This is a genomic window from Winogradskyella jejuensis (assembly GCF_900129745.1).
Lineage (GTDB): Bacteria > Bacteroidota > Bacteroidia > Flavobacteriales > Flavobacteriaceae > Winogradskyella > Winogradskyella jejuensis.
The window spans coordinates 444,859-458,209 of sequence record NZ_FQWS01000001.1 but is presented as its reverse complement, the minus strand read 5'-3'; the positions used below and the strand labels follow the sequence as shown (position 1 = coordinate 458,209).

10 protein-coding genes are annotated in these 13,351 nt (G+C 35.2%); 9 read left to right on the top strand and 1 reads right to left on the bottom strand.

Annotation, left to right across the window (positions count from 1 at the left end; all coding sequences use genetic code 11):
* Positions 1 to 72 precede the first annotated feature (72 nt).
* From topA to BUB95_RS02220, 7 genes are all read left to right on the top strand, one after another.
* Entirely contained in the window at positions 73 to 2,583 is a 2,511-nt protein-coding gene (gene topA / locus BUB95_RS02250; RefSeq protein WP_073082460.1) for a type I DNA topoisomerase, read from the top strand.
* 6 nt (positions 2,584 to 2,589) lie between these two features.
* Positions 2,590 to 3,756 carry a formimidoylglutamase gene (locus BUB95_RS02245; protein ID WP_073082457.1) on the top strand — a complete coding sequence of 389 codons (1,167 nt, stop codon included), beginning with the start codon at positions 2,590 to 2,592 and terminating at the stop codon, positions 3,754 to 3,756.
* A 165-nt stretch (positions 3,757 to 3,921) separates the two neighbouring features.
* Positions 3,922 to 5,268 carry a T9SS ring complex lipoprotein PorK/GldK gene (gene porK, locus BUB95_RS02240; protein WP_449488976.1) on the top strand — a complete coding sequence of 449 codons (1,347 nt, stop codon included), beginning with the start codon at positions 3,922 to 3,924 and terminating at the stop codon, positions 5,266 to 5,268.
* Positions 5,269 to 5,343: 75 nt separating this feature from the next.
* Positions 5,344 to 5,976: a type IX secretion system motor protein PorL/GldL gene (gene porL, locus BUB95_RS02235; RefSeq protein WP_073082455.1), complete on the top strand. Its 633-nt coding sequence runs from the start codon at positions 5,344 to 5,346 to the stop codon at positions 5,974 to 5,976.
* 42 nt (positions 5,977 to 6,018) lie between these two features.
* Positions 6,019 to 7,593, top strand: a complete 1,575-nt coding sequence (gene porM / locus BUB95_RS02230; RefSeq protein ID WP_073082451.1) for a type IX secretion system motor protein PorM/GldM — start codon at positions 6,019 to 6,021, stop codon at positions 7,591 to 7,593.
* Positions 7,594 to 7,651: 58 nt separating this feature from the next.
* Positions 7,652 to 8,551, top strand: coding sequence for a type IX secretion system ring subunit PorN/GldN (porN, locus tag BUB95_RS02225; protein WP_073082449.1), 900 nt, complete (start codon positions 7,652 to 7,654; stop codon positions 8,549 to 8,551).
* Positions 8,552 to 8,668: 117 nt separating this feature from the next.
* The gene (locus BUB95_RS02220; protein WP_073082446.1) at positions 8,669 to 9,724 is read left to right on the top strand and encodes an NAD(P)/FAD-dependent oxidoreductase; all 1,056 of its coding nucleotides are present in this window, start codon (positions 8,669 to 8,671) and stop codon (positions 9,722 to 9,724) included.
* On the opposite strand, the gene BUB95_RS02215 is transcribed toward BUB95_RS02220, so the two are convergent.
* Positions 9,721 to 10,110 carry a DUF983 domain-containing protein gene (locus BUB95_RS02215; RefSeq protein ID WP_073085023.1) on the bottom strand — a complete coding sequence of 130 codons (390 nt, stop codon included), beginning with the start codon at positions 10,108 to 10,110 and terminating at the stop codon, positions 9,721 to 9,723. The genes BUB95_RS02220 and BUB95_RS02215 overlap by 4 nt on opposite strands.
* A gap of 111 nt (positions 10,111 to 10,221) precedes the next feature.
* Here BUB95_RS02215 and BUB95_RS02210 point away from each other — a divergent pair, with 111 nt between their 5' ends.
* Both BUB95_RS02210 and BUB95_RS02205 read left to right on the top strand, forming a co-directional pair.
* On the top strand, positions 10,222 to 12,141 hold the full coding sequence (locus BUB95_RS02210; RefSeq protein WP_073082444.1) for an ABC-F family ATP-binding cassette domain-containing protein: 1,920 nt from the start codon (positions 10,222 to 10,224) through the stop codon (positions 12,139 to 12,141).
* A 61-nt stretch (positions 12,142 to 12,202) separates the two neighbouring features.
* Positions 12,203 to 13,351: an efflux RND transporter periplasmic adaptor subunit gene (locus BUB95_RS02205; RefSeq protein ID WP_073082441.1), complete on the top strand. Its 1,149-nt coding sequence runs from the start codon at positions 12,203 to 12,205 to the stop codon at positions 13,349 to 13,351.

Genomic DNA, 13,351 nt, shown 5'->3' with positions numbered 1-13,351 from the left:
AAGATGAATTATGGGAATATTAGGTTTGTATATTTTTTTTGGTATACATTTGTACCCTCAAAAAAAAGAATAATGCCGAAGAATTTAGTCATAGTTGAGTCACCTGCAAAAGCAAAAACCATAGAAAAATTTCTAGGAAAAGACTATAAGGTCGAATCTAGTTTTGGACACATTGCCGATTTACCATCGAAGGAACTAGGTGTTGATGTTGATGGAGACTTTAAACCTAAATATCAGGTTTCTAAAGACAAAAAAGATGTTGTAAAGAAGCTTAAGGATTTAGCTAAGAAAGCAGAAACGGTTTGGCTAGCTAGTGATGAGGATCGAGAAGGAGAGGCTATTGCATGGCATTTAGCAGAAACATTAGACTTGGATATTGAAAAAACCAAGCGAATTGTTTTTCATGAAATTACAAAGAGTGCCATCCAAAAGGCTATTGAGAATCCACGTAGTATAGATTATAATTTAGTAGATGCGCAACAAGCAAGACGTGTGCTTGATAGAATTGTTGGTTATGAATTATCACCAGTGCTATGGCGCAAAGTAAAAGGTGGCTTATCTGCAGGACGTGTACAATCCGTTTCAGTACGTTTAATTGTTGAGCGTGAGCGAGAAATTCAGAAATTTGATCCTGAAGCATCTTATAGAGTAGACGCTGAGTTTAAGACGGCAGACGGTTCTGCATTTAAGGCGAAATTACCTAAGAACTTTGAAACTAAAGAAGAGGCTCAAGCCTTCTTGAATAAAAATATTGCAGCGTCATACGAAGTTGCTAATCTGGAAAAGAAGCCAGTAAAAAAATCACCAGCACCGCCTTTTACAACTTCAACATTACAGCAAGAGGCGTCTCGTAAATTAGGCTTTTCTGTAAGTCGTACGATGAGTAATGCTCAGCGTTTATACGAAGCAGGTCTTATTACTTATATGAGAACAGATAGCGTTAATCTATCTGATGAAGCTAAGCAAGGTGCTCAAAATGAGATTATAGCTGCTTATGGAGAGTCATATAGTAAGCCACGGAATTACAAAGGTAAAAGTAAAGGTGCTCAAGAAGCTCACGAAGCTATAAGACCAACAAATTTTGCGAGCCACTCGGTTAGTGCGGAGCGTGATCAGGCTAGATTGTACGATTTAATTTGGAAGCGCGCTATCGCATCTCAAATGAGTGAAGCAAAATTGGAGCGTACCAATGTAAAAATTAAAGTAAATGCTTCGGAACCTGTAAGCGAATTATTTACAGCCAATGGAGAAATCATCACATTTGATGGTTTCCTAAAGGTATACTTAGAAGGAACGGATGATGAAGATACAGAACAATCAGGATTGTTGCCAGATTTAAAAGTGTCTGACAATTTAGATAATATCTATATTACTGCTACAGAACGCTTCACAAGACCGCCAGCACGATTTACTGAAGCAGCTTTGGTAAAAAAGTTAGAAGAATTAGGTATTGGTCGTCCTTCGACTTACGCGCCAACAATTTCTACTATTCAGAATAGAAACTACATAGAAAAAGGGACTGTAGATGGTACTGAGCGTAACTACACGCAATTGGTTTTAGAAAATCAATCAATTAACGAAAAACAGCTGACAGAAAAAGTAGGTTCTGATAAAGGAAAATTAGTGCCAACAGATATAGGAATGATTGTTACTGATTTCTTAGTTAATCATTTTGAAAGCATTCTCGATTATAATTTCACAGCAAAAGTTGAAGAAAGTTTTGATGACATAGCAGAAGGTAAAGAAGACTGGCGTGCTATGATGAAAGACTTTTACAAAGGCTTTCATCCGCAAGTAGAAGATGTGCAAGAAAATGCTGAGCGCGAATCTGGTGAACGAGTTTTAGGTGTTGACCCAGAAAGTGGTAGGCAAGTGAGTGTGCGTTTGGGTAAATTTGGACCAATGGTTCAGATTGGTACTGTAGATGAAGAAGAAAAACCAAAATTTGCTAGTCTATCACCAGACCAACAATTAAGTTCTATTACTTATGAGGAAGCTATGGATTTATTTAAGCTTCCAAAGTCCTTAGGTCATTATAATGAAGAAGAAGTTGAAGTTAATAACGGACGTTATGGTCCTTATGTGCGTTTTGGGAAGAAATTTGTTTCCTTACCAAAAGGTGTTGATCCTCTAAGTGTAGATTATGAGCAAGCCTTAATATATATTAAGGAGAAAGAAAAAGCAGATGCACCTATATATACTTATCAAGGATTAGATGTGCAAAAAGGAAAAGGACGTTTTGGGCCATTCATAAAGTGGAACAATATGTTTATTAATGTTAATAAAAAATATGATTGGGATAATTTATCTGAAGAGGATATCGTTACTTTGATTGAAGATAAAATCCAGAAAGAAAAGGATAAGCTTATTCATGTTTGGGAAGAAGAAGGCATAAGAGTTGAAAAAGCAAGATGGGGTAGACACCATGTAATTAAAGGTAAGCAAAAAGTAGAATTGCCAAAAACGCATGATGTTACAGATATGACGCTCGAAGAAGCACAAGCAATTCTAGAAAAGAACGCACCCAAGAAAAAAGCAACAAAAAAGAAAACAACCAAAAAGAAACCTGCAGCAAAAAAGTAGCACTAAATGAACTTTAATTTTCTATCACCAGTTTCAGATTCAGTATTAGCCCACAACGAATTATTATCTCAACAAACACTAGGTAGAAAATTAAAAATACATTCCGAACAACACGGCATGCCAGATATCGATGATGTGCAAATGGCCATCATTGGAGTTAAAGAAAACAGGAATGACATCAATTATATAGGTGCAGAACTCAATTTTGATGACATCCGAAAAACCTTTTATAGCCTTTATCCTGGAAACTGGCATACAACCATAGCAGATTTAGGAGATATTGAACCCGGAGAATCTGTAGAGGATAGTTATTTTGCGTTACGTACTACAGTAGAACTTCTTGTCGAAAAAAAAATCATACCTATTATATTAGGAGGGAGTCAAGATTTGACTTATGCCAATTATAGAGCTTATGACAATCTACAACCAATGGTTAACATTGTTAATGTAGACACCAATTTCGATTTGGGTGATACTAATTTACCAATCAAGAATAATAGTTATGTTGGTAAGATAGTATTAGACGAACCTTATAATTTGTTTAACTACTCAACAATTGGATACCAGACCTATTTCAATTCCCAAGACGAGATAGACCTCATGGAGCGTTTGTATTTTGAAGCTTATAGGTTGGGTGAAATTTCAAATAATATTAATAGTGTTGAGCCTGTAATGCGTGATGCTCATATAGTAACTGTAGATTTAAAATCAGTTAGAGCTGCAGAAGTAGGGGAGCGCCTAAAGTTTACACCCAATGGTTTAGATGGTAAAGAAATTTGCGCCATTACACGTTATGCAGGTATAAGTAATAAAGTATCCTCCTTTGGTATATACGAATACCATTATGCACCAAAAGATACCATTACAGCGATGTTAGTTGCACAGATGATTTGGTATTTTGTAGAAGGTGTTAATTGTCGTGTAAAAGATGATGACTTCACAAATCCAAATATCTACCAAAAATATAATGTTCTCATCGACGAGGACGAATTAATTTTCTTCAAAAGTATAAAGACTGGACGTTGGTGGATAGAAATCCCTTTTTTAACAAATCTTAATAATAAATTAAAAAAGCACACGTTATTACCATGCGCGCATGAGGATTACAAAGCTGCTACCTCAGGGAAAATACCAGAAAGATGGTATAAAGCCTACAGGAAGAATAACTTCTAAAAATTACAGTTCGTCGATGTTTAGCGCTTGTTTTATCGATGAAATGCAATTTTATAAGGATGAAATGCAAAAAAAATTGGAAAAAAGTTGTTTTTTCCGATTAATTGAAATATGTTTACGAACTCAAAATTTAAGGACACTAATTTAACCTATAGTTTTATGAAAATTAATAAGCTTGTTTTACTAATCACAGTGTTAGCTTTTATGGTAAGCTGTAACTCTGGAGACCGCGGACAAGTTGTCGGCGTAAAAGGTAAACGATGGCACCCTGAAAAGCCCTACGGAATGACCCTAATTCCAGGAGGCGCATTTATTATGGGTAAGTCTGATGACGATTTAGCAGGTATGCAAGATGCGCCTACTAAAACAGCTACTGTAAGAGCATTCTATATGGATGAAACTGAAATCACTAATAGTGAGTATAGACAGTTTGTTGAGGACGTCAGAAACAAAATTATCAGAGAGAAACTTGCTGAAATGGCTGATCTTGAAGGTAAAGTTCCAGGAAATGGTGACATAGGAGAATTTGCATACAAAGATGCAGACACTGCTAACCTTAATCCATATCAAAAGTATATGATTAATACTTATGGTAACGACCAACGCGAGCTTAATGAGGATATAGATTTGTATCTTGATACCGAAGATTATCCAGACGAATTGTATGCAGAAGTAATGGATGGCATGTACTTACCTTTGGAGGAGTCATATAATGGTCAGCGTTCTTGGGATGTGTCTCAATTCATATTCAAATATTCAGAGATGGATATTCAAGCGGCTGCCAAAGATCCCTCTCTAAAGCGTTCAGACGTTATTGAGCAAAAAGAGATAATGGTATATCCAGATACTACGGTTTGGATTCGTGATTTTGCTTATTCTTACAACGAGCCAATGCACAACGATTATTTTTGGCATGATGCTTACGGAGATTATCCTGTAGTCGGAGTGTCTTGGGATCAAGCAAAAGCATTTTGTCAGTGGAGAACAATCTACCATAACAAATATCAAAAAACTAAAAAGAGACAACCTGTTAACGTATACAGATTACCAAATGAAGCGGAGTGGGAATATGCTGCTCGCGGTGGATTACAAGGCGCAACATTTCCTTGGGGTAATAACTATACTTTAAATGATAGAGGATGTTTCATGGCTAACTTTAAGCCACTTAGAGGAGACTATGCAGCAGACCAAGCATTGTATACTGTTGAAGCGGATGCTTTTGAGCCTAATGACTTTAACCTTTATAACATGGCAGGTAATGTGTCAGAATGGGTAAACAGTTCATATTCTACGTCATCATATGAGTTTATGTCTAGCATTAACCCAAGTGTAAATGATAAGAACAACCAACGTAAAGTTGTTCGTGGTGGTTCTTGGAAAGATGTTGCTTACTATTTACAGGTAAGTTCTAGAGATTACGAATATGCTGACTCAGCAAGAAGTTACATTGGTTTCAGAACTGTACAAGATTACATGGGTACAGAAGTAACTAAGAATGCAAAGAATAACTAAAAGAAAACTATAAACTAAAACAATAACCTACTTGTTGAGCATGCTTTGACTCAACTAAATTTAAAACTTAAAATTATGGCACAAAAAGGAAAACGTACGTTAACAAACTTTGTATATGGAATGGGAGCTGCAGTAGTAATCGTTGGAGCACTATTTAAAATTCAAAACTGGCCTTATGGAGGTCTTTTACTAACAATTGGTATGGTTGTAGAAGCACTAGTATTTGCTTGGTCAGCCTTTGAAAGACAAGAAGACGATTTAGATTGGTCTCTTGTATATCCTGAGTTAGAAGGTGGAGCTGCAAAAGCTAAAAAAGCTAAAGAAGACCCTAAAGATGCTGAAGGATTATTATCTAAGAAGTTAGATAACTTATTAAAAGAAGCTAAAATTGACGGTGAGTTAATGGCAAGCTTAGGCGATAGTATTAAGAACTTCGAAGGTGCGGCAAAAAACCTTAACCCAACTGTAGATTCTATGCAAGCTCAGAAAAAATACAGCGAAGAAATGTCTTTAGCTGCAGCACAAATGGAATCTTTAAACAGTTTGTATAAAGTACAAATGGAAAGTGCAAACCGTCAAGCAGCAATCAACGAAGAAGCTGTAGAGAATGCAACTAAGCTTAAAGAACAAATGCAATCATTAGCATCTAACTTATCATCATTAAATGGTGTGTATGGAGGTATGCTTTCTGCAATGAACAAGAACTAATTAGTTTTAAGTATAACGATTTAATTAACTAAAAAACTAATTATGGCAGGATCAGGTAAAATATCTGCAAGGCAGAAAATGATTAATTTAATGTACCTCGTGTTTATTGCTATTATGGCAATGACGGTAGCTCCAGAAGTTTTATCAGCCTTTGGGTTGATGGAAGAAAAGTTTGAGAAAGCTAACGAGGTTACAACAGACATGAATGCTAAATTACTAGCTAATTTAGAAACTAAAGGAAAAGAAAACCCAAAAGAATTTGCAGCAGCTTCAAACAAGGCTCAGCAAGTGAGTATTGCTTCTGACAAGTTTTACAAATTCATTGAAGCTCAGAAAAATGATATTCTAAGAATGGGCGGTTACGAAGCTGACGAAACAACAGGAAGATTACCTTTTGAGAAAATGAAAAAAGGTGATAAACTTGACGAGAAGTGGTTTACAGGCGATCGTCTAACTAAAGAAGGAGACAAAGTTATTGCTGCTATTGAGCAATACAAAAAAGAAATAAAAGATATCTTAGGAGTAGACCAATATTACACAAAGTTTATTGAAAATTTTGAAAAAAAGTTTGATATATCTGAGGTGAAAGATAGTGAAGGTGTAACTAAAAAATGGTTAGACTACCATTTCAAGGGATTCCCTTCTATTGCATCTTACACTAAGCTTACAGCGATGCAAAATGATGTTAAAGTAACTCAAGCAGATTTAAATAACTTATTCTTAGGAAATGCAGCTGTTGAAGCTACATCTTTAGATAAGTACAAGGCTATTGTATTAGCTGACAAATCAGCTTTCTTTGCAGGAGAGAAGTTCCAAGGTAGAGTAGTAATTGGTAAATATGCCAATGTACCACCAACAGCTCTCGAGGTAAATGGTAAGAAGTATGATGTATCTAAAGTAATTGACTCCACAGGTGCTGCTCGTTTAGACTTTAATGTTGGTAACGTTGGAGAGCACAAAATTGAGGGTAAGTTTACGTTCTTAGAGAATGGAGAAGAATTAGAAATTCCTATCATCGATGCTAACTACGTAGTTGTACCAAGACCAAACTCTGCAACAATTTCTGCAGATAAAATGAATGTGGTATACCGTGGTGTGTCAAATCCAATGACTATTTCTTTTGCTGGTGTTCCAGATAATAAAGTAAGAGCATCTGCTCCTGGTCTTTCTGGTTCTGGCGGAAAATATGTTATGAAGCCTCAATCAGGTAGAGAAGTTAAGATTAATGTAACTGGTACTCTTGATGACGGTTCTACAGCGACAGACAGTAAAGTATTTAGGATTAAAGATTTACCAAAGCCTATTGGGTCATTTAACGGTCAAGTAGGTAATGCTAAATTGCCAAGAAATAATGTAGAGATAGGTAAAATTTCTGCTGACTTTGGTGACGATTTCGATTTTAGTTTACCATTAAACGTAGTTTCATTTACTATGAAAGTACCTGGTAAGCCATCTGTAAATTGTACAGGTAACAGACTTAATTCTGCTGCTAAAAATGCATTACGTTCAGCAAGAAGAGGTGATATCGTTCAATTTATTAATATCAAAGCGAAAGCACCAAATAACCCAATACGTATTAAGACTGTAACACCAGTTGTTATTGAGTTAGCAAACTAAAATATATTGACGCTATATACGTTTTAAAATTAGCCTCAAACGTTTAAAACTAATACACATGAAATTAAAGCAATTATTATTAACAACTCTAGGAGTACTTTCGTTCAGTGGAGTATTTGCACAAGCAAACATCCTTAATGCTAAGATTCCTGAAGAAATAGGTGTCAAAACTGAAGAGCAGTTGCTTTTAGATAATGACGAACCTTTAGAGTATGGATATGTAGACGATAGAGACCGTTTATATTCTAAAATGACTTGGGAAAAAGTGGTTTTAGATGAGCGTGTTAACTTTCCGCTTTATTATCCAGTAGACACCAATAATATTGGTCCAGATCGTCGATCGTTATTTCATGTATTATGGAATGCAGTAAAGTCTGGAGATATTCCTAAAGTATATGCAGATTCTTACTTCTCTCAAGAGCGTACTTATGAAGAGCTAAGACAGTCAATGCAAAAAATAGATACCTTAGATATTGGTTTTGATCAATTCAATGCAGATGGATATGTAGACCCAGAGTATATTACAAAACGTGATATTGAAGCATACGATATCAAGGCCTATCTCATGAAGGGATTATGGTATTTTGATAAGCGTCAAGGCGAAATGAAATATCGTTTATTAGCTATTGGCCCTGCAGCACCAGACATTAATTATATTGATTCTGATGATGAGGCTAATAATGAGCCTGTACCATTATTTTGGGTATTTTATCCTGAAGCCAGAGGTATATTACATGAGGCCAAAGCATTCAATAATAAAAATAGTGCTATGCCAATATCGTTTGATCATATCTTAAATTCAAGACGATTTAACGGATATATGTACAAAGAAGAAAACGTATATGGCGATCGTGAAGTTAAAGATTACATTAAGGACAATGCGCTAATGCAACTTATGGAATCTCAACGTATTAAAGATAAGATTCGAAATTTCGAACAAGACATGTGGAATTATTAATTCTATGTTGACAATAAATAAAAACGCTCACTTTTAGTGGGCGTTTTTTATTGATTTTGTTTTCTGAATTTGGTGTCAGGTCGAACGCGGTCGAGACCTTTTTCATAACTTTGCCTAATGGAAAATGTAGATTATATTATTGTTGGTTGTGGCTTAGCTAGTATTTCGTTTTGCGAAGTATTAAAAGCAAATAACAAGCACTTTGTAGTCTTTGATGATGCTTCTCAACAATCATCTATAGTCGCAGCGGGCTTATATAATCCAGTAATTTTAAAGCGTTTTTCAGAGGTTTGGAAAGCTAAAGAGCAGTTAGATATTGCTTTACCAACATATGCTAAAATTGAAGAAGAACTAAATACAAAAGTAGATTACCAGCATCCCATTTACAGACGTTTTAACTCTATAGAAGAACAAAATTTATGGTTTACAGCTTCAGATAAAAAATCCTTAGAGATCTTTTTGTCTACACGCATAAGGAAGAATACAAATCCATATATAGATGCACCATTTGGCTTAGGAGAAGTGCTCCATGCAGGAAGAGTAGATACAGAGCATCTAATTTCAAGTTACAAAAATAAGCTTAAGGAAACTAAACGTCTTAGAGAAGAACGTTTCGATTATAGTAAGCTCAAGTTATCTGAAGCTATAATATCTTATGAAGATATCAATGCCAATCATATCGTTTTTGCAGAAGGTTTTGGCGTAAAAAAGAACCCATATTTTAATCATATTCCACTTAATGGTACTAAAGGCGAAGTTATAACTATAAAAGCTCCGAAACTGAAATTTGACTCCGCAGTAAAGTCTTCAGTTTTCATTATCTCTATAGGGAATGATTTGTACAAAGTAGGCGCTACTTACGAATGGACAGATAAAACTAATCAACCAACAGAAAAGGCTAAGGAAGAGATTATAACTAAGCTCAAGACTTTTATTACTTGCGATTTTGAGGTTGTTGACCATCGGGCAGGTATTAGACCAACGGTAAAAGATAGACGACCGTTGATAGGAAGGCATCCTGAACATAAAAATCTATATGTGCTTAATGGTTTAGGAACCCGAGGCGTTATGATAGGTCCTTATGTGGCCAAAAAGCTATTCAACTTTATAGAAAAAGATATGGCTTTAGATTCCGAAATAAATATCAACAGATTCAAAGATGAAGTATCTTAGTTTTTTTTCTTCACTAAAGATTCATCATAGCTCATAAACAGATTTATCCAAATATTACGTGAAAGGCGCATAATAATGGGTGTTAATATGAGTAATGTTACAACTATTACTATAAACGCTGTTAATAGTGAAGATTCTAAAAGTACATAACTAATAATAAAAGTGGCCACCGCAAAGGCAATACCAACACCATAACTTACATACATAGAACCGAAAAAAAACGAAGGCTCCATTCTATATTTTGTATGGCAATGGGAGCAATTATCATGGATTTTTAATGTATCAGATATGATATATGGATTTTTCTCCACATACATAGATTCCTGATGACATTTAGGGCATGCGCCAGTAATAATGCTATAAATCTTATTTCCTTTTCCAAACATATATAAAACCTTTACTTTTGCGTTTTTCAATACTATGCAAAGATAATTTTTAGCAGGTATGGTACTGTAACAATTGTAACGTTTATTGTTATCTAGATATATTCAAAATTTATGCTCAATATTCATAATCTCTCTATTTCTTTTCAAGGCGAATACCTTTTTGAAGATATCACATTTAAACTAGGAAATGGAGACCGCATAGGACTTATAGGAAAAAATGGAGCTGGGAAATCAACCATGCTTAGAATTTTGTCTAAAGAGCAGGAAGCAGATACGGGGCAAATAGCTGCTGATAAAGATTTAAAAATTGGATTTCTTAAGCAAGATATTGATTTCGATTTCGGAAAAACGGTACTTGAAGAATCTTACGAAGCTTTTAAAGAAATTAAAGCGCTAGAAAATCAACTCGAAACTATAAACACCCAATTAGCAGAACGCACAGATTATGAAAGCGAATCGTATAATCAGTTGATGATTGATTTAAACGAGATTCAGCATCAATACGAAATTTTAGGAGGTTACAATTATCAAGGCGAAACCGAAAAGATTTTGCAAGGTCTTGGCTTTAAGCGCGAAGATTTTGATAAACTTACCGATACCTTTTCTGGTGGTTGGCGTATGCGAATTGAGTTGGCAAAACTTCTCCTTCAAAATAACGATTTGTTATTGTTAGATGAGCCTACAAACCATTTAGATATTGAGTCTATTATTTGGTTAGAGAATTTTTTAAAAAACTATCCAGGAGCGGTCGTTATTGTGTCGCACGATAAGATGTTTTTAGATAATGTGACTAATCGTACCATTGAAATTTCATTGGGGCGTATTTACGATTATAATAAGCCATACACAAAGTTTTTAGAGCTTAGAAAAGAAATAAAAGAACAGCAATTAGCCACGCAAAAGAATCAAGAAAAGCAAATTCAGCAAACCGAGAAGCTTATAGAAAAATTCCGTGCTAAAGCCTCTAAAGCAACAATGGCACAATCTTTAATTAAGAAGTTAGAGCGTATGGACCGTATTGAGGTCGATGAGGAGGACAATGCGGTAATGACGCTTAATTTTCCAGTCTCTGTTGTTCCTGGAAAGGTAGTGGTTGAGGTCGAAAATGTATCTAAACATTATGGCGATTTACAAGTGCTTCATAATGTAAGTTTAAGCATCCCAAGAGATACTAAAACAGCTTTCGTCGGTCAGAATGGTCAAGGTAAATCTACGTTGGCTAAAATTATTGTTGGCGAAATTGAGCATAGTGGGAAACTTACTTTGGGGCACAATGTGCAAATAGGCTATTTTGCCCAAAATCAAGCTGAATATTTAGACGGAAGTAAAACCGTTTTAGATACGATGATTGATGCTGCAAACGAGACAAATCGTTCCAAGGTAAGAGATATCTTGGGTTCGTTTTTGTTTCGAGGCGAAGAGGTAGATAAATATGTTCGTGTGCTTTCTGGTGGCGAACGAAACCGATTGGCCTTAGCCAAATTATTATTACAGCCGTTGAATGTCCTCATTATGGATGAGCCAACAAACCACTTAGACATCAAATCGAAAAACGTTTTAAAAGACGCTTTGAAAAAGTTTGAAGGGACATTAATTTTAGTATCTCACGATAGAGATTTTTTGCAAGGATTAACCCAAACAATTTACGAGTTTAAAGACCAGAAAATAAAGCAGTATTTAGGAGATATTGATTACTATCTAGAACAACGTAATTTGCAAAATCTCCGCGAAGCGGAAAAGCGAACCGTAGTTGCTAAAGCTGAAAAAGTAAAAGACAACAAGCAGAGTTACGAAGAGCAAAAGAAGCTAAAATCTTTAAACAACAAGTTGAGTAATATCGAGTCTAAAATTAATGCCTTGGAAAAAGCGATAAAAGAAGACGATTTGGCATTAGCTACAAATTATGACGAAACAGCTGCTAATCCTGATTTCTTTGATGCATATCAATCTAAAAAGAAAGACTTGGACCAACTTATGGAAGATTGGGAGAACGTACAAGAGTCAATAGATACACTCAATTTTAACAATTAAGATTATTTTAACGAAGCCCACCTTTGGTTATAGGTAAATTTGTGACCTAAATAACCATCGAATGCGTAATATTATCCTTTCCGTCTTGGGCGTAGTTCTTATTATAGGTGCCATTTTTATTGGAAAAGAAATTGCTAATAGCAAAAAGAAACAAAGGCCAGTTCCGGCTAAAGTTGTAAAAACAGTTTTTACAGATACAGTAGTCAATAGCACGGTTCCAATTATTATATCAACTAATGGTAATTTGGTAGCTAAAAGACGTGTAGAACTATATTCCGAAGTTCAAGGTGTTTTTAGATCAACAGGAAAATTATTTCGACCTGGTCAAGAATACAAACAAGGACAAACGCTAATAAAAGTAGATGCTACAGAGTATTATGCTAGCGTACAGTCTGCAAAGAGTGTGTTGTATAATTCTATTGCGGCTATAATGCCAGATTTAAGGCTTGATTTTCCTGAGGTTTTTCCTAAATGGCAAAACTATCTCAACGGGTTTAATTTAGATAAAACCACACCTAAGCTTCCTGAAATGACTTCAGAAAAGGAAAACTATTTTATTACAGGTCGAGGTATTGTTACTAATTACTACACGGTTAAAAATTTAGAACAACGGTTATCAAAATTCAACATTCGTGCACCATTTTCAGGAATATTAACAGAGGCTTTAGTTACTGAAGGCTCATTAATTAGAAACGGACAAAAACTAGGAGAATATATAGACCCAACGGTTTACGAAATGGAAGTTGCACTAGGTAAGAGCTATGCCAATCTATTAAAGGTTGGAGAAACTGTTGCTTTGAATAATCTTGAAAAAACAGAAACTTTCACCGGAAAAGTCTCTAGAGTAAATGGAAGTATTGATGCCACAACACAAACGATTAATGCCTATATCGAGGTAAAAAGTAACGACCTAAAAGAAGGTATGTATTTAGAGGCAAATCTAAATGCGAAGTCCGAAGCTAATGCTATTGAGGTAAGCAGAAGTCTAGTGCTAGATGGTAATAGAATTTTTGTTGTTAGAGATAGTATTTTAGATATCATTGATGTCAATCCTGTCTATTTTTCGGATACAAAAGCAGTACTAAAAGATGTGCCTAACGGAACAGTGATATTGTCTAAGCCTGTTCCTGGGGCATACGCGGGTATGTCTGTAAAACCATATAAAACTACTACTGAAAGTGCTTCAACTAACGCATCTTCAGAAAACTAA